Raw genomic sequence first — 19,085 nt, 5'->3', positions numbered from 1 at the left:
GGCGCGATAGACTGGACCAGGGAGGGCGAGCGGTCAGGACGATGCGATCATGAACCGGCGGCTTTCGGCACTCTCGGTCCTCCTCGGCGCGCTCCTCGGCCCGGCCGGCGCGCTCCTCGGCCCGGCCAGCGCGCTCCTCGGCCCGGCCGGCGCGCTCCTCGGCCCGGCCGGCGCGCTCCTCGGCCCGGCCGGCGCCGCCGCGGCCGAGCCAGGGCCCGCGCTGCTCGTTGCCGATCTCGACGACGACGATGCCGACGGCGTGCCCGACGCCGAGCAGGCGCGCGTGCCGCCCTCCCCGGAGCTCCTCGCGCTGCGGGCGCCGCGCGGCGCGGCGCCCGCGTCCATCCCCGCCGGCGTGCGGCTCCTCGTCGACGGCAGCCCCGTCCAGCCCGGCAGCGCGATCCCCGCGGGCGCCCGCCGCGTCGAGCTCCAGGCGATCCGGGCCGGGCGGAGCGAGATCGCGCTCGGCGGCAGGACGGTGCCGATCAGCGCGTTCGAGATCCGCGCCATCGACGGCGCCGGACGCCGCATCGACATGGCGCGCTCCCACGCCTCGCTGCAGCGCACGCCCCCGGACCGGCTCGGCGACGATCCGTTCGGGAACCTCGACGATCCCGACGCGATCCGCCTGCTCGTGATCGGCGCGCCGGAGGACGTGCCGCTGACGCTCGACGTCCACTCCGCCGCGCCGTCGGGCAAGATGATCGATCGCCTGTCCGACGTGCCGCTCGGCCACGTGCCGTGCCCCGAGGACGTCCGGCCCGGCCTCGTGTGCGGCTCGACGCGCCCCCTCCGCGCGGTCGCGGACGACATCGATCGCAACCACCCGATGATCGTCGACCGCTCGGTGAAGGCCGAGGTCGGCGGGGCGCTCGTCGTCGCCCTGCCCGGGGGGCCGAAGCTCCAGATGATCCGCATCGCCGGCCCGCGCACCTCGCCGCTCGGGCCGCTCGGGCGCACGCGCGCGCGCCTGCGGATCCTCATGGTGCGCCCGCGCGCGGGCGGGCCGCCGCCCATGGGCGGGGACGACGCGGGCGCCATCGCCATCGCGCGCGCGGAGGTCGAGCGCGCGAACGCCCTCTGGGGCGCGTGCGGCGTGAGCTTCGGCCCGCTGGAGGAGCTCGACATCACCTTCGTCGACCCCCCGCGCCCGCACCTGCTCGCGATCGGCTGCGACCACGGCCTCCCGGCCAGCGGCGGCGCGATCCGGGTGCGCGTCGACGGCCGCGAGGTGACCGCGGCGATCGCGCCCCGCATGCGCCCCGACGCCGCGGCCAGGGCCGTCGCCGCGGCGATCTCCGCCGCGGGGTTCTCGGCGCGCCTGTCCGATAACCCCGTGATCGGCGCGGGCGCGTACGGGACGACCGACGTGCTCGTGCGCCGGCCGGGCGGCGCGCTCGCGACCATCGAGCCGCCCGCGTCGGGCGCGCTGAGCACCGACGCGACGCTCACCGCGTGCATCGGCGCCGTCGAGCTCGACGACGGGCTCCAGCACTTCAGCGACACGGACGCGATCGCCGGCACCGTCGAGGAGCGCGCGCTCCTCAAGGCCTTCGACGACGGCGACCCCGCCACCGTCGACGTCGTGATGGTCCCGAGCTTCGCCGGCGGCGGGCGGATCGGCGAGTCGTTCATCTTCGCGGACGGCGGGGCGATCCGGAACACGATCATCGAGGACCGCGCCGGCCTGCGCGCCGACCGCGCGTCGTTCGCGCTGTCGCACGAGCTCGGCCACGTGCTGCTCGACGAGCCGGGGCACCCCGACGATTTCGGGATCGACACGCCGACCCGGCTGATGGACGCCGACGCGGCCAACGCGTCGGCCTACGGGCCGCGCCGCCTCACCGTCGACGAGTGCGCGCGCGCGATCCGCCAGAGCGGCGCGGCGCCGCAGGGCGGCGCTGACGGGCCGCGCGCGGCGGGGCCTCGCGGCGCCGCGGGCGCGTCGCAGGGCGCGGCGCAGGGCGCGGCGGGCGCGTCGCAGGGCGCGGCGGGCGCGTCGCAGGGCGCCGCCAAGGCACCGCCGCGCGGCGACGCCGAGGCGGCGCGGCAGGGCCCGGGTGGCTCGTCCGCGTTCCGGCCGAGCGGCCCGGTGCCCCTGCTCGCGCCCTGGCCGCTCGCTCCGCTCGGTCGAGAGAGGTGAGGCGGCCGCGGCGCGCTGTGGTAGGAGCGGGCCCATGCGGGTCTCCCAGCGGAGCGGCCTCTTCAGCGGCGTCGCAGCCCTCGCGTGCGCCACGGTCCTGCTCGAGATCGCGCTCTCGCGGATCCACGGGGCGCTCTTCGGGCAGCCGCACGCGTTCGTCACGCTCGCGCTGTCGCTCGTCGGCGCCGGCCTCGGCGGCGCGCTGCTCTACGCCGCCCCGTCGCTCGTCCGCCCGCCCGCGCTCTTCGCCCGCCTGGCGGCGCTCTCGTCGCTCGCGTCGGGCGCGACGCTCGCCGCGATCATCCTGATCGCGCAGCGCGGTCCCGGGTCGGCGCCCGCGCCGGGGTCGCTCCCGTGGCTCGCGCTCGTCTACGCCGCGTCCACCGCCCCGTTCGCCCTCGCCGGCCTCGCGCTCGCGGCGGCGATCCGGCACGTCGCCGCCGAGATGCCGCGCCTCTACCTGCTCGACCTCGTCGGCGGGTCGCTCGGCGCCCTCGCGGCGGCCGCCGCGCTCCGCGCCGGCGCGCCGCGCGCCGCGCTCGCGGCGGCGATCTTCTTCGCCGTGGCGGGCGTCTTCTTCTTCCTCGGGTCGCGCCGCGAGGGCGAGCAGCGGGCCCCCGGCGGCCTCGTCGCCACCTTCGTGCTCGGCAGCGTCGTGCTCCTCGCCGGCGACGTCGGCGCCCCGTGGCTCCGGCTCGCCGGCCTCCGCCGGGCGGCCCCCGATCGCACCGAGATCGAGGCCTGGAGCGAGCGCTCGCTCATCACCGTCGACAGGCCGAGGGCCGGCACGGCGGCGATGCGGATCGACGGCGTCCCGGTGAGCCCGATCCTCGACGCGAAGATGACGCCGCCGCAGCAGCCCGAGGACATCGCCTACGCGCTCCACCGGGACCAGGGGCCCGTGCTCGTCGTCGGCGCCGGGGGCGGGCGCGACGTGCGCGCCGCGCTCAAGGCCGGGCAGAAGGACGTCGTCGCGGTCGAGGGCGACCGCGGCGTCGTCGAGCTGATGCGCGGGAAGTACGCCGAGTTCAGCGGGCGCCTGTACGACAGGCCCGAGGTCCGCCTCGTGCTCGGCGACGGGCGGAGCTTCGCCCGGCGCGCGCCGCAGCTCTTCAGGAACATCGTGGTCCCGTCGGCCGGGACCGCCGAGGCGGCCGCGACCGGCGCGCTCGCGCTGTCGGAGAGCCGGCTCGCCACGGTCGAGGGCATGGGCGATCTCCTCGCGCGCCTGCTGCCCGAGGGCACGCTCGTCGTGAGCCGGCCGGAGGGCGACCTCGAGCGCCTGCTCGCCCTGACGGCGGCGGCGCTGCGCCGCGCGGGCGCGGCCGAGCCGAACGACCACCTCTTCGCGTGCAGCGCCGCGCAGCGGACCGCGCTCCTCGTCCGGCGCGCGCCGCTCGCGCGCGCCGACATCGACGCGCTCCGACGCCACTGCCGCAAGCACAAGCTCGCCGAGGCGTTCGCCCCCGACCGCCCGCAGACCCCGACGCGCGCCCGGATCGTCGCGGCCGCCGACGCGCGCGCGGCGGCGCCCGGCGCGACGACCGACCTCACGCCGCCGACCGACGACAGGCCGTTCTTCTCGTACGCCGTCCCGGCGCGCCGCCTGCCCGCGGTGCTCGGCGACTGGAAGGCGCTCCGCGCCGAGCACGCGGGCCTCTTCGCGCTCTCGGCGCTCCTCGCCGTCGCGTCCGTGCTGTTCGCGATCGCCGGGCTGCTCCCGCGGCTCGCGGCGCGCGCCGGCCGCGCCCTCCGGACTGGCGGCGCGGCCGCCGGCGCGGCGCCCGCGCCGCTCGGCGCGGTGGACGGCGCGGCGTCCGCGCCTCTCGGCGCGGCGGCCGGCGCGGCGGCCGCCGCGGCGCCCGCGCCGCTCGGCGCGGCGCGCGCCCCGCGCCAGGGCCGCGCGCTCGCGTTCTTCGCCGCGATCGGCGCGGGCTTCGCGCTGCTCGACCTCGCCGTCTTCCGGCACGCGCTCCTGATGCTCGACCTGCCCTCGCACGAGCTCCCGGCGGCCCTCGTGATCCTCCTCGTCTCGGCCGGCCTCGGCGGCCTGCTCACCGCCCGGGTGGCCCCGGGCGCGGCGGCCGGCGCGTCGGCGAGGGCGGCCGAGGCGCTCGCCGCGGCCGCGGCGCTCGCGGCGGTGGGGCTCGTCCCGCTCGCGCGGTGGAGCCTCGGGCTCGGGTCCTTCCCGCGCGCGCTCCTCGCCGTCGCGCTGCTCGCGGCGTTCGGGCTGCTCGCGGGGTCGCTCGCGCCGCTCGGGGTCAAGCTCGTCGCCGCGCTCTCGCCGGCGCTGCTGCCGCTGTGCTGGGCGCTCGGCGCCCTCGCCGGCGCGGCGGCCATGGCCCTCGGCGCCCTGTGCGCGATGAACCTCGGCTACAGCGCCGTGCTGCTCGGCGCGGGCCTCGCGTACCTCATCGCCGCGGCGACGGTGCCGCCCGCCGCGGCCGGCGCGGCCACGGTCCACGACCCGCGCGACGGCGCGCGCGACGACGACGCCGCGGCCGGCGCTCCGCCGGTCGGGGAGGCCGCGGGGGCGCGGCCCGACATGCCCGAGGCGGCGCCGATCGCGTGAGCGCCGCGCCGGTCCGGCGCGGCCGGGCTCAGCGCCGCACGGCCAGGAGCAGGTGCGCGAGCAGGCCCGCGATGTTGTAGGCGTCGTCGCCGCCCCGGTGGTGCGTCCCGGCGAGCGGCAGGCCCGCGCGCTCCAGCGCCTCGGCCATCCCGATCTCGCGCGAGAGGGCGTGCGCCACCGCGAACAGGGTCTTCACGTTGAGGTGGCTCGGCCCGAACGGGAACGGCACGCCGCGCGCCTGGCACTGCCGCTCGAACATGCGCCGATCGTAGTCGCCGTAGCTCGCCCAGAGGCGATCCTGCGCCTTGAGCTCGCTCCGCAGGCTCGCGCACGCCTCCTTGAACGAGACGCCCGCGTCGACGTCCGCCTGCGTCAGCGTCGTGAGCGACGTGCAGAACGGGCTGACGCGCGAGCGCTCCGGGCGCACGAGGATCGACCGCCGATCGCGACGCCGGCCCGAGGCGACCTCCAGCGTGCAGACGCCGATCTCGATGATCTCGTTCTCCTCGCCCCGCGGCGGGTCGCCGTCCCAGCAGGTCGATTCGACGTCGATCACGAGGATGAGGTCAAGACGCTTTGCCATCGGGTGCGGTTCACCATGTGGTCACGAGTGCGCTGGCAGTGTAACGGGGATCGGGACGCAAATTCTTTCAGGATTTTCCCGACAGATCAGAAACGCCTCGGGCGGTTGGCTGTGTCCGTGTAAAAACCGAGTAGATACGGGACATAAGCGCGATGAGCCTCCGGCGCGGGAGGTCGTTTCGGTCTCCAATCCGCTTGCCTGAAGGGCGTGGACCATGGACACTCGTCAGGTAATTTCTGACGAGGTTCTTCGAGTGACTCCTGGCTGCCAGCTCCAGCGCTCACCCGGCTCAGCTTGCCGGACCGCGCTCGTTGAGGTGCTTCCCGAACGCGCCGACGACGACCGCGAGGGCGCGGCGGACCCGCGGCGGCCTCCCCGCTCCGGCATCGTCCGCCACCCGGGCCGGGACCGCGCGGCGGCGTTGGAAGCGCGCCCCGCGGCGCGGGGCGGCGCGGGGGCGGCGCGGCCGGCGTGTGGGACTGCCGCGGTCGATCCGCTCGTCGGCCGCACAGAGCAGGGACTGCACATCGAGCGGCTCATCGCCGAGGGGGGGATGGGCGCGGTCTACGCGGCCCGCCGTGTCGCGACGGGGGAGCCCGTGGCGCTCAAGGTGCTCCGGCGCGCGCACGCCGGGGACCCGGGCATCGAGAGCCGGTTTGCCCGCGAGGTGCGGCTCGCCCGCCGCATCGATCACCCGAACGTCTGTCCTGTGCTCGGGGAGGGGCGCCTCGACGACGGGCGGCCGTTCTTCCTGATGCCGCTCTACGAGGGGGTCACGCTCGGCGAGGAGGTGCGGCGCAACGGCCCGCTGCCGATCGGCCGCGCGCTCGCCCTGGCGGACCAGATCCTCGCCGGGCTCGCGGCGATGCACGCGGCGAAGGTCGTCCACCGCGACCTCCAGCCGGGCAACATCCTGCTCGTCCGCGAGCCGGGCGGCGGGGCAGGGGCGACGGGGGAGGCCGCGCCGACGGTCAAGCTCATCGATCTGGGGTTCGCGCACGAGCCCGGCGTCGACACGGGCGACGGCGTGACGCCGGACAGCCCCGGCTCGCTCGTGGGAACCCTGCTGTTCATGTCGCCGGAGCAGGCGATGCGCAGCCGCGCGATCACCGAGCGGAGCGACCTGTTCGCCGCCGCCCTGCTCATCTACTATGCCCTCTCGGGCAAGCTCCCTTTCCGGGGGCGGGGCGACCTCGACGTGCTCGTCGCGATCGTGCGATCCGCGCCCGTGCCGCTCCGGCGCGAGCGCCGTGACGTCCCGCGCGTGCTCGACGAGGTGCTCGTGCGCGCCCTGTCCAAGCACCCCGACGACCGCTTCGCCGGCGCCTCCGCGATGCGCGCCGCGCTCGCCGCCGCCCGGGGCTAGCCCCCGCACCACCGACCGCCGCCCGGGCGCCCGCACCACCGACCGCCGCCCGGGCGCGCGCCCCGCCGGGGCCCGGCCCCGCGCCTGCCCCGCCGGAGCCCGGCCCCGCGGGAGCCCTCGCCCCGCACCTGCCCCGCCGGGGCCCGGCCCCGCGCGCGGCGCGCTCGCCGCGCGCCGGCCCGCTCCTTGCCACGACGGTGCCGCCTGCACGGCGCCGCGCAGCACCGCATTCCGGGCTGTGCACGCGCTGCCCAAGGGGCGGCGACGCGGCGCGGTGAGCTTCACGCGAGGGGAACCCCATGGACGCACTCGATCTCTTGGAGCAGCAGCACCTCGAACTCAGCGCCTTGATGGCGCGCATCGCCGCCGAGCCCAGCCCGGGCATCCGGACGTCGATGGTCGCGCAGCTCTCCCGGATGATCGACGCGCACGTACGGATCGAGGAGACGTACCTCTATCCGGTGTGTGCCGAGCGGATGGGCAGCGACAGGAGGCCGCTCCACGAGGCGTACGAGAAGCACGGCCTCGCGCGCTTCGCCGCCGACAACCTGCTGCGCACGCGCGCGACCGACGTGCGGTTCGAGGCGCGCCTCAAGCTGCTGCGGGACGTGTTCGTCGACCACGCCGACGAGGAGGAGGGCGTCCTCTTCCCCAGGGCGAAGCGCGGGCTCACGGACGAGCAGCTCGACGCGATCGGCTGCGAGCTGGAGCGCGCGTACGAGGTGCTGCTGCGCGTGGGCGTGTCCGCGGGCGTCCCGCTCGTGCGGCCGCAGCGCGGGTGGCCGCGGCGCGGCGTCCACGCGGGGCGCGCCCTCCGCCCGATGCCGCGGCGCCGCGGCGAGGCGCTGCGCGTCCGCGGCGAGTGAGCCGGCGAGCCGACGCTGCCGCCCGCGCCGCGCCTACACGGGGACGGGGCCGCCGAAGGCGCCGAAGAAGCGCGCCACCCAGACGGTGACCATCAGGACCGCCAGCGCGACGCCGAGCCGCGTCACCCACGCGCCCTGGACCGCCTCGGTCGCCGCGATGCGGCCGTCCTTCACGTAGACCGCCGCGTTGTACGCGATCGCGGCGATCACGAGCGGCGCCATGATCGGCGCGAGCGGGTGGAAGTGCAGCGCCTCGGCCACGCGGCCCTGCGCCAGCGCGAGCGTCGCGCGCGTGAGGCCGCAGCCGGGGCAGGGGTGGCGGGTGACGATCGCGAACGGGCAGAGCGGCACGCCGCACGCGACGAGCAGCCCGACGAGCGCCGCGAGCGCGCCGACGCGCGCCGCGCGGCCGCCCGGCGTCGCCGCGCTCCACCGGGGCGGGGCGGGCGGAGCAGGCGAGGGGGCGCTGGGCAGGGAGGACAACGGAGGAGGGCGGCGGCGCAGGGTGACCGTGGTGGACCGCGGGTACCGCCTGGTCTTACCGCGCGATCACCGCGCCATCAACGCGCGGCCACCGCAGGGTACCGCGCCATCAACGCGCGGCCACCGCAGGGTACCGCGCGATCACGCGGCGTTCGGGTCCCAGACCTCGTTGAGGTCCTTCGCGAGGGCGTAGAGCGGGAGGAAGATGTAGAGGACGATGCCCTCGGCCTGCGGGTTGCGCGAGCCGGCCATCTGCTTGGCCCGGGTCACCTGCTCCGGCACCTTCACCCAGAGGAAGTAGTAGTTGAGCAGCGGGATGAAGACGTACCAGGGCTTGAACTCGGGATCCTTCGTCGCCTGCTGCAGCTCGTTCAGCATGACCCAGAGCTGCCAGATGGCGTAGACGAAGCACACCATGCCGATCACGCAGACCGTGACCGGATTGCGCGTCTCGCCCCGCCCGGCGGTCATCGCGCCGCCGCCGCCGTACGCGCCCAGGTTGCTGCCGACCTGGCCGGCCGTCGCGAGCGGACCGCCCGCAGGCGACGCGCCGCCGTAACCGGCCGGATCGCTCGTCCCCGGGCCGGCCGCGCCGTAGCCCTGCGGGCCGCCGTAGCCGCCGCCTTGCGGGCCGCCATAGCCGCCCTGCGGGCCGCCGTAGCCGCCGCCGGGAGGGCTGCCGCCGGGGGGGCCGCCGTAGCCGCCGCCGGGGGGGCCGCCGTAGCCGCCGCCGGGAGGGCCGCCGTAGCCGCCCTGCGGATCCTGGCCCGGAGGCGGACCGAAGCCGCTCGGGCTGTGCTGCGGAGGCTGGCCGTAGCCGCCGGGGGGCTGGCCGTAGCCGCCAGGGGGCTGGCCGTAGCCGCCAGGGGGCTGGCCGTAGCCGCCGGGGGGCTGGCCGTAGCCGCCGCCGGGCGGCTGGCCGTAGCCGGGGGGCGCGCCGCCCATCGGATCCTGGCCGGGGGGCGCGCCGAACGGGCTCGCGCCCGCGCCCTGCGCGGGCTGGCCGTAGCTGCCGGCGGGCGGCGGGAACGCGCCGGGGGGCGCGCCGCCGGGCTGCTGCTGGCCGCCAGGGCCGGTGTACCCGGGGAGCTGATCGATCGCCATCGTGCCGCCGAGCGGGTTCACGCCCTGGTTCGGCGGCTGGCCGAACGGCGCATAGCCGCCCGACGGGCTCGCGGCAGCGCCGCCAAAGGCGGGGCCGGACGGCTGCTGCGGCGCGGAGGGCGACGACCCGTAGCCCATCCCGGGCGGAGGCGGCGCAGGGGGAGGCCCGGCCGAGGCGCCGAGCCCCGCCGGGGGCACGCCGACCATCGTGCCGGCGAGGCCCTGCGGCGGGCTCGGGATCGCGGGCATGCCCGGCGGGGCGCCTGCGGGCGGCGCCGGAGGCGGAGGCGCTCCCGGGGCGAGCGGGTTCGCCGCGCCGCCAGCCGGCTGGCTCATCAGCATGGTGCCCTTGAACTTCGGCGCGGCCGCTCCCTTGAGGTTGAAGCCGCACTTCGTGCACGTGGACGCCGTTTCCGAGTTTTGCGTCCCACAATTCGGACAGAACACGCACCACCTCCGGAGGGGGGTTCGCTGCACCGCATGTCCGCGCCCTGCGCGCGTCGTAATGGGCGCGGAGGGTAGTTGAAGCGCCTTCCCGTTCTCAAGTGAAAGACGAAGAACGCTGCAGACGTCCGCCGAGGCTACGCGTTCTTCGCCAGAAAGCCCAGCGCCGCCGCCGGCCGTGGCGGTCCGGCGGCTCGCCGTGTGCCCCAGGCTCCACCTTTCTTGGGCAGCGGAAGCCTTTCTGTTATTCGCTGTAGGTTTCCCCCCGGCGCGCCTTGACAGTGACCACCGTGGCTCACTAGCGTGCCCGCGCCTCGGGAACGGCTCCGTGCGACGGATAACCGAATGCCCGACCGCCGGTGCGCGGGGCTGTCCGCCTCCGGCGGGCGCCTCGCCACAGGAGGCGCACGAGGCGGCGCCCGGCCCTCCGGGCGGACCCTCGCTTGGAAAGGACCCGCGTTGCGAGGTCCCCACTGCATGTGAAGCGGGCACGCCGCGACCGCGGCGCGCCCAGGGAGCCAGCGGACCGTGCCAACAGCCGACATGACCGAAGATTTTGCGCTGAGCGCCGAGCGGAAGCTCGAGTTCGAGAAGATCCTCGCGCGCTATCCGAACCGCCAGGCCGCGTGCATCCCGGTGCTCCACCTCTGCCAGAGCCAGGAAGGGTGGGTCTCCGAGCGGGTGCTCCGCTGGGTCGCCGAGCAGCTCGGCCTCCCGACGGCGCACGTGCAGGGCGTCGCGACCTTCTACACGCTCTTCAACAAGGAGCCCGTGGGCAAGCACCAGGTCTGGGTCTGCCGGACGCTGAGCTGCGCGCTCAACGGCGCCGACGCGGTGCTGCACCACTGCGAGAAGCGGCTGGGGATCCGCGTGGGCGAGACGACGCAGGACGGCAAGGTCACGCTGCGCACCGCAGAGTGCCTCGCGTCGTGCGGCACCGCCCCGATGATGCAGGTCGATCGCGACTACCACGAGGGCCTGACGCTCGAGAAGGTGGACGCGATCCTCGACCGGTTGACGAGGTGACGAGATGCTCCGGCTGACGAGCTACCTGACGAAGAACTACGACAAGCCCGACGGCCACAAGCTGTCCGTCTACGAGAAGGGCGGCGGCTACCAGCAGGCGAAGCGCGCCCTCGGGATGACGCGCGAGGCGCTCGTCGAGGAGATGAAGGCGGCCAACATCCGCGGCCGCGGCGGCGCCGGCTTCGCCATGGGCGTGAAGTGGAGCTTCATGCCGTGGCCCCCGAAGCCCGAGCGGCCGCACTACCTCGTCATCAACGCGGACGAGGGCGAGCCCGGGACCTTCAAGGACCGCACGCTGATGGAGAAGAACCCCCACGCCGTCGTCGAGGGGTGCATCATCGGCTGCTTCGGGATCGGCGCGCACGCGGCGTACATCTACGTGCGCGACGAGCTGCACTTCTCGAAGGCGCGGCTCTGGGAGGCGATCGAGGAGGCGCGCGCCAAGGGCTACCTCGGCAAGCGCCCGTTCGGGATCGACTACCCCGTCGAGGTGTACGTCCACACGGGCGCCGGCGCGTACATCTGCGGCGAGGAGACGTCGCTGCTCAACTCGCTCGAGGGCAAGCGCGGCGAGCCGCGGCTCAAGCCGCCGTTCCCGGCGCAGTTCGGCGCGTTCGGGATGCCGACCACCGTGAACAACCTCGAGACGATCGCCGCGGTGCCCACGGCGCTCGAGCTCGGCGGCGACAACTTCTCGAAGCTCTCCGCGCTGCACCACCTGAAGGACGGCGGCTGCCGCCTCTTCGGCGTGAGCGGCCACGTGAACAAGCCGGGGATCTTCGAGGCGTGCGTCGGCCTCACGCTGCGCGAGCTCATCTACGACCTCGGCGGCGGCGTGAAGAACGGCAACCTGCTCGCCGTCATCCCGGGCGGCTCGTCGTGCCCGATCCTGCGCGCCGACGAGGTCGTCAACGCGCCGAGCGACAAGTCGCCGCTGCACCCGTGGCACGGGCAGAGCGTGCTCGACGTGCCGCTCGGCGTGGACACGTTCCGCACCCTCGGGACGATGCTCGGGACCTGCTGCGCCATCGTGCTCAGCGACAAGGCGTGCCCCGTCCTCGCGATGCACAACCTGATGCGCTTCTACCGCCACGAGTCGTGCGGCCAGTGCACGCCGTGCCGCGAGGGCAGCGCGTGGATCCACCGGATCCTCGACCGCATCGTGCACGGGGAGGGGACGATCGAGGAGCTCGATCGGCTGCACGAGATCGCCGACAACATCATGGGCAACACCATCTGCGCCTTCGGCGAGGGCACGGCGATGCCCGCGCTCGGGTTCCTGCGGAAGTTCCGCAAGGAGTTCGAGGCGTACATTCAGACAAAGGGCCGCTCGTCGACAGGGGTGCTCTCGCCGTGAAGATCTTCGAATTCGCCTACTTCGGGCTGGCGTCGCTGCTGGTCCTCCTCGGCGGCGTCGCCACGGTCGCGGCCCGCAACCCGATCCGCGGCGCGATGGGGCTGCTCACGTCGATCGTCGGCATCGCGGGGCTCTACCTGATGCTGTCCGCGGAGTTCCTCGCCGCGATCCAGATCCTCGTGTACGCGGGCGCGGTCGTCATCCTCTTCCTCTTCGTGATCATGCTCCTCGGCCCGTCGGCGACGTCGCCGCGCGACGCGCGCACCGCGGTGCCGCGCTACATCGGCGCCGGCGTCTTCGCCGTCGGCGCCCTCGGCGCGATGGCCCTCGCCGCGAGCGCCGGCAAGCCCGGCCCGACGGCCCTGCCGCCCGCCCCCGAGGCGCTCGGGACGATCGACGCCCTCGGGCACGAGCTCTTCACGAAGGGGATCGTGCCCTTCGAGCTCTCGGGCGCGCTGCTCCTCGTCGCGGTGATCGGCGCCGTCGCCGTCGCCCGCGGCAGGCAGGTCGATCCCACGCTGCTGCCGGCCGCGCCCGCGTCGCCGGATCCGGGCGATCAGGTCCCCGTGCGGGACACCGCGACGCCGGATGCGCAGCCGGGCGCCCTCACGGGCCACTTCACCCTGTCGACGAAGGAGCCGAAGTCATGATCTCCGTCCCCATCGAGTACTACCTCGTTGTCGCGGCGGTGCTGTTCGCGATCGGATCGGTGGGGTTCCTGCTGCGCAGGAACCTCCTCGTCCTTCTGATGAGCATCGAGCTGATGCTCAACGCCGTGAACCTGACGCTCGTCGCGTACAACCGGGTGCACCCGCAGGATCACGCCGGGCAGATCTTCACTTTCTTCGTCATCGCCATCGCGGCGGCAGAAGCCGCCGTGGGTCTCGCGATCGTGCTCGCGTTCTACCGCATCCGGAAGACGATGCGCTCGGACGACGCCGATCTCCTGAGGAGTTAGCGTGGAAGCCCTGAGAGTCTTATTCCCCGCGTCCGAGTTCGCGCTGCTCGCGGTGGTGCTCGGCCTGCCGGCGCTCGGCGCGTTCGTGAACGGCCTGTTCGGCAAGCGGCTCGGCAAGGACGCGGTCCGGCTGATGGCGCTCGCCGCGCTCGGCGGCGCCTTCCTGGCGGCGGTCACGACGTTCCTGATGCTCCCGGAGGGGGGCGGCAAGCTGACCTGGACGGCCTGGCGCTGGTTCTCGATCACGGGCCGGATGGGCCAGTCGATCCCGATCGACGTCGCCTTCAGCGTCGACGGCCTGAGCGGGACGATGATCCTCGTCGTCACCGGCGTCGGCTTCCTCATCCACCTCTACTCGTCCGCGTACATGCGCGAGGACCCGGGCTACTACCGGTTCTTCGCGTACCTGAACCTGTTCTGCTTCTCGATGCTCGTGCTGATCATGGCCGACAACCTCGCCGTCCTCTTCGTGGGGTGGGAGGGCGTCGGCATGTGCAGCTACCTGCTCATCGGCTTCTGGTTCAAGGACGACAAGAACGCGAGCGCGGGCAAGAAGGCGTTCGTCGTCAACCGCATCGGCGACTTCGGCCTGCTCGTCGCGATGGCCATGCTCGTGTACTACTCGGGCACGCTGACCTTCGACGGCATCGCGGCGAACGCGGGCAACCTGCTCTCCGCGGTGAAGGTCTGGCCCATCGGCAACATGTCGGCCGACACGGTGCCGGGCTTCCTGAGCTTCATCGTCCCGTCGCAGCCGGTGCTCGTGTACGCCTCGACGCTGATCGGGCTCGCGCTGTTCCTCGGCTGCGCCGGCAAGAGCGCGCAGATCCCGCTCTACATCTGGCTGCCGGACGCGATGGCCGGCCCGACGCCGGTCTCCGCGCTGATCCACGCCGCGACGATGGTGACCGCGGGCGTCTACCTCGTGGCCCGGCTCGCGGCGGTGTTCGTGCTGTCGCCGTTCGCCATGGCGGTCGTCGCGGTGACGGGCGTCCTCACGGCGATCTTCGCGGCCTCGATCGGCCTCTTCCAGAACGACCTGAAGAAGGTGCTCGCCTACTCCACGGTGAGCCAGCTCGGGTTCATGTTCATCGGCGTGGGCGTCGGCGCGTTCGCGGCCGGCTTCTTCCACGTCCTCACGCACGCCTTCTTCAAGGCCTGCCTCTTCCTCGGCGCCGGCTCGGTCATCCACGCGATGCACGCGCGCATCCACGACACCGACCAGTCGCAGGACATGCGGAACATGGGCGGCCTCAGGGAGTACATGCCCCTGACGCGCTGGACCTTCCTCCTCGCGTGCCTCTCGATCGCGGGCTTCCCCGGGTTCGCCGGGTTCTGGTCGAAGGACGAGATCCTCTGGCGCGCCTTCTCCAGCCGGATCGAGTCGGTGGCGACGCGCGGGCAGCCGGTGTGGCAGTGGCCCGACTGGCTCGGCCCGACGATCTACACCGTCGGCATCCTCGCCGCGACGATGACCGCCTTCTACATGTTCCGCGCGTACTTCCTGACGTTCCACGGCGAGTTCCGCGGCTGGACGATCGTGCGCGGGTGGAAGGACCCGCACCCGCACGGCCACCACGACGATCACCACGCGCACGCGCCGGGCGAGAAGCTCGAGGGCCCCGTGCCGCACGAGTCGCCGCTGCCGATGACGATCCCGCTGATCGTGCTCGGGGCGCTGTCGGTCTTCGCCGGCTTCTTGATGGCGGAGCCGCTCGTGCACCTCACGCACTCGCACGCGTTCGCGCCGCTCGCGCACCTGCTCGAGCCGGTGTTCTCGATGACGTCGCGCGCGGTGGCGGAGCGCGAGGCGGCGAAGGGGCTGATGTGGGCGATGATGCTGCCCGGCGTCGCGGCCTGCTTCGCCGGCATCGGCCTGGCGATGCTCGTGTACTGGAACCGGCGCGGCGAGCCCGAGCGGCGCTTCGCCAAGCAGTTCCCGCGGCTCCACGGGCTCATCTACGACAAGTGGCGGATCGACGAGCTGTACAACGCCACGGTCGTGGGCATGGTCGACGCGCTGGCCGACATCTTCACGATGGCGGACAAGTGGATCATCGACGGCGTGATCGCGAAGCTGTCGGCCGCGGTGGTCGGGTTCTTCGGCACGGTGCTCCGCGCGCTCCAGACGGGGCGCGTGCAGGTCTACGCCGCGTCGATGGTCGTCGGCCTCGCGGGCGTCGGCTGGTTCATGGTCAAGCCGCACGCGGACGCGCAGGTCGACGACGCGGATCTTCGCCGATCGGGCGAGGTGAGGCTCTCGGCGGCGCCGGGGCTCGGCTACCAGTACCGGTGGGAGGGGCCGGGCCTGCCGCAGCGCGACTTCTCCGGGGCGACCGACGTCACGGTGAAGCTCGAGCCCGGTGAGAAGAAGGACGTCGTGCTCCGCGTGCGCAACGCCTTCGACCGCGAGGCGACCGAGACCTTCTCGTTCTCCAGGCCGCCGAGCCGCAAGACCCCCACGGACCCGACGACGATGCTGGTCCCGAACGGTGCCACGCCCGCCCCGGGCAAGTCCCCGGCGGAGCAGATGAAAGGCCTGCAATGAGCGCGCTCGACCTCGTAACCCAGTACTGGCCGGCGCTCGCCGCCGGCGTCGTCGGAGCGCTCCTCCCGCGGGGAGATGGGCGCGGCGCGGACGACGCCCACGCGGACGACGAGCACCACGGCGGTCACGACCACCACGGCGACGACGATCACAACGGCGATCACGGCCACCACGGCGACGACCACGCACACGGCGCGCACGAAGGCGGCGGGTACACCGCGTGGAAGCGCGTCGCCCTCGGGCTCGTCGCGGCGCTCACGGTGCTCGGCGTGCAGTGGCTCTGGCCGTCGGACGCGCCGGCGGCGGCGGTGGACGCGTCCGGGGAGTGGTCGTCGCTCCTCAACGTGCTCATCGGCCTGCCGTTCGTCGGGGCCGCGGCGGTGCTGTTCATGCCGCGGCAGATGCTGTCGCTGCTCCGGGGCTTCACGCTGGCGGTGCTCGGCGCGGGCTTCGTCGCGTCGCTGTGGCTGCTCACCGTCCCGATGACGGCGGGCTGGCACTTCCAGTCGATCAAGGAGTGGATCCCGTCGCTCGGCATCCGGTGGCACGTCGCGATCGACGGGATCAGCCTCTGGCTCGTCCTGCTCACGACGTTCATGGCGCCCATCGCGGCGTACGCGTCGTTCGGCTCGATCAAGACCAGGATCAAGGAGCTCTGCTTCTGCTTCCTGCTGCTGCAGGGGGCGATGATCGGCGCCTTCGTCGCGCTCGACCTGTTCCTGTTCTTCCTCTTCTGGGAGCTGATGCTGGTGCCGATGTTCGTGATGATCGGCATCTGGGGCGGCGTCGAGAAGATCAAGGCCGCGGTCAAGCTCTTCATCTACACGATGACGGGCTCGATGCTGATGCTCGCGGCCATCGTGTACCTCGTGTGGGAGAACCAGAAGCTGACGGGCGCCTACACGTTCGACTACCTCGCGCTCTCGCGCGTGGTGCTGCCGCGCGCGACCCAGATGATCTGCTTCTGGGCGTTCTCGATCGCGTTCTTCATCAAGGTTCCGATGTGGCCGGTGCACACGTGGCTGCCGGACGCGCACGTGCAGGCGCCGACCGGCGGCTCGGTGATCCTGGCCGCGGTCATGCTGAAGATCGGGACGTACGCGTACCTGCGCTTCTCGATGGGGCTCTTCCCCGGGCCGGCCTCCAGCCTGGCGGCGAACCTCGCGGGCATCGCGATCCTCGGCGGCATCATCTACGGCGCGCTCGTCGCCTGGAAGCAGGCCGACGTGAAGCGCCTCGTGGCGTACTCGTCGGTCGCCCACCTGGGCTACGTGATGCTGGGGCTCTTCGGCGTGACGCCGAGCGGGATCCAGGGCGCGGTGCTCCAGATGGTGAACCACGGCGTCTCGACCGGCGCGCTCTTCCTCCTCGTCGGCGTGATCTACGACCGGCGCCACACCCGCCAGGTCTCCGAGTTCGGCGGCCTCGCCAAGGTGATGCCGGTCTACGCGACGCTGTTCCTGATCGTGACGTTCGCCTCCGTGGGCGTGCCCGGCACGAACGGGTTCATCGGCGAGTTCATGATCATCATGGGCACGTACGTCTCCGAGCGGCTCGGGACGTTCAGCGGCATCCACACGGTGGGCGCTGCGGCCGGCGTCATCCTCGCCGCCGTCTACATGCTCAGCGTGGTGCAGAAGATGTTCTTCGGGCCGCTCACGAACCCGAAGAACAAGCACCTGCCCGACGTCACGCCCCGCGAGGCGCTCGCGCTGGCGCCGCTGATCCTGATGATCTTCGTGATCGGCCTGTTCCCTGCGATCTTCCTCGATCGGATGAAGGAGTCGGTCCTGTTTACCTACAACCAGTTCAAGGTCGTCTCCGGGCAGGCGATCCTCTTCGCGGACGAACGCGACGCGAAGCTCCTGCCCGAGGACACGTTCTCCCCGGCGTTCCTCAAGGGCGCGCCGGCGCTGCAGCCCGGTGAGGGCGCGGCCGGGAACGAGCAGGCCCGGAGCGGTGGGGCGCCGGGCGGCAAGGTCGCGGCGCGCGGGGGGGAGGCGGCGCGATGAGCTACGGAGCCTTCCTCGCCGTCTCGCCGCTGCTCGTCGTCACGCTCGGCGGTGTGCTGCTGATGCTCGCGGAGGCGTTCTCGCACCGCCGCGAGGAGTCGCACGACCGCCGCTCGGGCCCCTCGTCCGACATCGCGCTCGGGACCGCGATCACGCTGCTCACGGGCGCTGTGTTCTCGGGCGCGGTCGGGTTCGTCGGCCCCGAGACGCTGGACGGGGTCGAGCTGCTCGCCCCCTACCTGGTCATCGACCGGTTCACGCTCTTCTTCTCCTTCATCCTCTGCCTCGGCGGCGCGCTGGCGGCGCTGCTCGCTGGGGGGTACCTGCCGGAGCACCGGCTCGACCGCGGGGAGTTCTACCCGCTGCTGACCTTCTCGACGGTCGGCGCGATCATCCTCGCTGGCGCGGGGGATCTGCTGACGCTGTTCCTCGGCCTGGAGACGATGTCGCTCGGGGCCTACGCGCTGACCGGCTTCCGCCGGACGTCGCCGCGGAGCAGCGAGGCGGCGATCAAGTACTTCCTGCTCGGCTCGTTCGCGGCGGCGCTGCTGCTCTACGGCGGCGCGCTGATCTACGGGGCGACGGGGCACACCGACCTCGCCGGGATCCGCGACGCCATCGCGGGCGAGACCGGGCGCGGGGCGCCGAACCCGGCGCTCCTGCTCATCGGGGCGGCGCTGATGCTCGTCGGCCTCGCGTTCAAGGTGAGCGCGGTGCCGTTCCACATGTGGACGCCCGACGCGTACGAGGGCGCCCCGACGCCGGCCACGACGTTCATGGCGGTGGCGGTGAAGGGCGCCGCGTTCGCGACGCTGCTGCGCGTGCTGCTCGGCGCGTTCGGCGGCCCGGCGCTGTCGTCGTGGGCGGCGGGCTGGCCGCCGGCGGTGGCGGTGATGGCGCTGCTCACGATGACGGTGGCGAACCTCATCGCGGGGCGGCAGGAGTCGGTGAAGCGGATGCTCGCCTACTCGAGCATCGCGCACGCCGGCTACCTGCTCGTCGGCGTGGCGGCGGCGGTGCGGTCGAGCGAGGACGCGCAGGCGAGCGTGATGTTCTACCTGCTCGCCTACACGGTCTCGACGGTCGGCGCCTTCGGCACGCTCATCCTCTGCGGCAGCCGCGGCGCCGAGGCGGTGAGCTACGAGGACCTCGCCGGCATCGGCAAGCGGCACCCGGTGGCGGCGCTCTCGTTCTCGCTGTTCCTGCTGTCGCTGGCGGGCGTGCCGCCCACGGCGGGCTTCTTCGGCAAGCTCTACATCGTCAAGGCGGCGATGGGCGCCGAGCTGTACACGCTGTCCGTCGTGCTGCTGCTCAACAGCGTGCTGTCGGCCTACTACTACCTGCGGGTGCTCGTGTACATGTACATGCGCGAGCCGGCCCCGGGCGCGCCGATCGCCCGGCCGATGCGCTCGGGCTACGTCAACGCCGCCCTCGTCGTGTCCGCCGTCCTCGTGATGGTCCTCGGCATCTTCCCGACGACCTCCCTCGGCATCGCGGTCCGCGCCGTCCTGGCGTCTCACTGAGCGGGGGCCCACCCGCTTCGGATACGGGCCCACCTCGACGTTTTCGGTGCTCGGCGTACAGGAGTACGCCTGTGCGCCGAAAACGCCGATCTGGGCCCGT

14 protein-coding genes and 1 pseudogene are annotated in these 19,085 nt (G+C 73.6%); 11 read left to right on the top strand and 4 right to left on the bottom strand.

Features of this window, described 5'->3' with window-relative positions; genetic code table 11:
- The first annotated feature begins 49 nt into the window (after nt 1-49).
- Nucleotides 50-2,143: a hypothetical protein gene (locus tag WMF24_RS22375; RefSeq protein ID WP_437738464.1), complete on the top strand. Its 2,094-nt coding sequence runs from the start codon at nt 50-52 to the stop codon at nt 2,141-2,143.
- A 34-nt stretch (nt 2,144-2,177) separates the two neighbouring features.
- Complete coding sequence (locus WMF24_RS22370; RefSeq protein ID WP_437738463.1) at nt 2,178-4,715, top strand: hypothetical protein; 2,538 nt, start codon at nt 2,178-2,180, stop codon at nt 4,713-4,715.
- A 28-nt stretch (nt 4,716-4,743) separates the two neighbouring features.
- Here WMF24_RS22370 and WMF24_RS22365 read toward each other — a convergent pair whose 3' ends face one another.
- On the bottom strand, nt 4,744-5,298 hold the full coding sequence (locus tag WMF24_RS22365) for an exonuclease domain-containing protein (RefSeq protein ID WP_437738462.1): 555 nt from the start codon (nt 5,296-5,298) through the stop codon (nt 4,744-4,746).
- A gap of 316 nt (nt 5,299-5,614) precedes the next feature.
- Between WMF24_RS22365 and WMF24_RS22360 the strand changes: the two genes are divergently transcribed.
- On the top strand, nt 5,615-6,664 hold the full coding sequence (locus tag WMF24_RS22360) for a serine/threonine-protein kinase (RefSeq protein WP_437738461.1): 1,050 nt from the start codon (nt 5,615-5,617) through the stop codon (nt 6,662-6,664).
- Between the two features lie 299 nt (nt 6,665-6,963).
- Nucleotides 6,964-7,530, top strand: a complete 567-nt coding sequence (locus WMF24_RS22355) for a hemerythrin domain-containing protein (protein ID WP_437738460.1) — start codon at nt 6,964-6,966, stop codon at nt 7,528-7,530.
- Nucleotides 7,531-7,563: 33 nt separating this feature from the next.
- On the opposite strand, the gene WMF24_RS22350 is transcribed toward WMF24_RS22355, so the two are convergent.
- From WMF24_RS22350 to WMF24_RS22340, 3 genes and pseudogenes are all read right to left on the bottom strand, one after another.
- Complete coding sequence (locus tag WMF24_RS22350) at nt 7,564-8,013, bottom strand: DUF2752 domain-containing protein (protein WP_437738459.1); 450 nt, start codon at nt 8,011-8,013, stop codon at nt 7,564-7,566.
- A 141-nt stretch (nt 8,014-8,154) separates the two neighbouring features.
- Entirely contained in the window at nt 8,155-9,453 is a 1,299-nt protein-coding gene (locus tag WMF24_RS22345; RefSeq protein ID WP_437738967.1) for a hypothetical protein, read from the bottom strand.
- 45 nt (nt 9,454-9,498) lie between these two features.
- Nucleotides 9,499-9,564: pseudogene (locus WMF24_RS22340) on the bottom strand (zinc-ribbon domain-containing protein); the annotation flags it as partial.
- 540 nt (nt 9,565-10,104) lie between these two features.
- On the opposite strand from WMF24_RS22340, the gene nuoE reads away from it, so the two are divergent.
- The 7 genes from nuoE to WMF24_RS22305 are packed head-to-tail and all read left to right on the top strand — an operon-like array spanning nt 10,105 to nt 18,985.
- On the top strand, nt 10,105-10,587 hold the full coding sequence (nuoE, locus tag WMF24_RS22335) for an NADH-quinone oxidoreductase subunit NuoE (RefSeq protein ID WP_437738458.1): 483 nt from the start codon (nt 10,105-10,107) through the stop codon (nt 10,585-10,587).
- A gap of 4 nt (nt 10,588-10,591) precedes the next feature.
- Nucleotides 10,592-11,944: an NADH-quinone oxidoreductase subunit NuoF gene (gene nuoF / locus WMF24_RS22330; RefSeq protein WP_437738457.1), complete on the top strand. Its 1,353-nt coding sequence runs from the start codon at nt 10,592-10,594 to the stop codon at nt 11,942-11,944.
- Nucleotides 11,941-12,594, top strand: a complete 654-nt coding sequence (locus tag WMF24_RS22325) for an NADH-quinone oxidoreductase subunit J family protein (RefSeq protein WP_437738456.1) — start codon at nt 11,941-11,943, stop codon at nt 12,592-12,594. Before nuoF ends, WMF24_RS22325 begins: the two co-directional genes overlap by 4 nt.
- The gene (gene nuoK, locus WMF24_RS22320; RefSeq protein WP_437738455.1) at nt 12,591-12,902 is read left to right on the top strand and encodes an NADH-quinone oxidoreductase subunit NuoK; all 312 of its coding nucleotides are present in this window, start codon (nt 12,591-12,593) and stop codon (nt 12,900-12,902) included. Before WMF24_RS22325 ends, nuoK begins: the two co-directional genes overlap by 4 nt.
- A 52-nt stretch (nt 12,903-12,954) precedes the next feature.
- A complete protein-coding gene (nuoL, locus tag WMF24_RS22315) occupies nt 12,955-15,450 on the top strand; it encodes an NADH-quinone oxidoreductase subunit L (RefSeq protein ID WP_437738454.1) in 2,496 nt (831 codons plus the stop codon).
- Nucleotides 15,447-17,462, top strand: a complete 2,016-nt coding sequence (locus tag WMF24_RS22310; protein ID WP_437738453.1) for a complex I subunit 4 family protein — start codon at nt 15,447-15,449, stop codon at nt 17,460-17,462. Before nuoL ends, WMF24_RS22310 begins: the two co-directional genes overlap by 4 nt.
- Entirely contained in the window at nt 17,459-18,985 is a 1,527-nt protein-coding gene (locus WMF24_RS22305) for an NADH-quinone oxidoreductase subunit N (RefSeq protein WP_437738452.1), read from the top strand. Before WMF24_RS22310 ends, WMF24_RS22305 begins: the two co-directional genes overlap by 4 nt.
- Nucleotides 18,986-19,085 lie beyond the last annotated feature (100 nt).

Source organism: Sorangium sp. So ce1335 (assembly GCF_051521615.1).
Taxonomy (GTDB): domain Bacteria; phylum Myxococcota_A; class Polyangia; order Polyangiales; family Polyangiaceae; genus Sorangium.
This window is presented reverse-complemented; position numbering and strand designations above follow the sequence as displayed.

Bases quoted from the DNA above. Each gene is read 5' to 3' on its own strand.
- WMF24_RS22375 (WP_437738464.1), top strand. From the start codon at position 50: ATGAACCGGCGGCTTTCGGCACTCTCGGTCCTCCTCGGCGCGCTCCTC.
- WMF24_RS22370 (WP_437738463.1), top strand. From the start codon at position 2,178: ATGCGGGTCTCCCAGCGGAGCGGCCTCTTCAGCGGCGTCGCAGCCCTC.
- WMF24_RS22365 (WP_437738462.1), bottom strand. From the start codon at position 5,298: ATGGCAAAGCGTCTTGACCTCATCCTCGTGATCGACGTCGAATCGACC.
- WMF24_RS22355 (WP_437738460.1), top strand. From the start codon at position 6,964: ATGGACGCACTCGATCTCTTGGAGCAGCAGCACCTCGAACTCAGCGCC.
- WMF24_RS22345 (WP_437738967.1), bottom strand. From the start codon at position 9,453: ATGAGCCAGCCGGCTGGCGGCGCGGCGAACCCGCTCGCCCCGGGAGCG.
- nuoE (WP_437738458.1), top strand. From the start codon at position 10,105: ATGACCGAAGATTTTGCGCTGAGCGCCGAGCGGAAGCTCGAGTTCGAG.
- nuoF (WP_437738457.1), top strand. From the start codon at position 10,592: ATGCTCCGGCTGACGAGCTACCTGACGAAGAACTACGACAAGCCCGAC.
- nuoK (WP_437738455.1), top strand. From the start codon at position 12,591: ATGATCTCCGTCCCCATCGAGTACTACCTCGTTGTCGCGGCGGTGCTG.
- WMF24_RS22310 (WP_437738453.1), top strand. From the start codon at position 15,447: ATGAGCGCGCTCGACCTCGTAACCCAGTACTGGCCGGCGCTCGCCGCC.
- WMF24_RS22305 (WP_437738452.1), top strand. From the start codon at position 17,459: ATGAGCTACGGAGCCTTCCTCGCCGTCTCGCCGCTGCTCGTCGTCACG.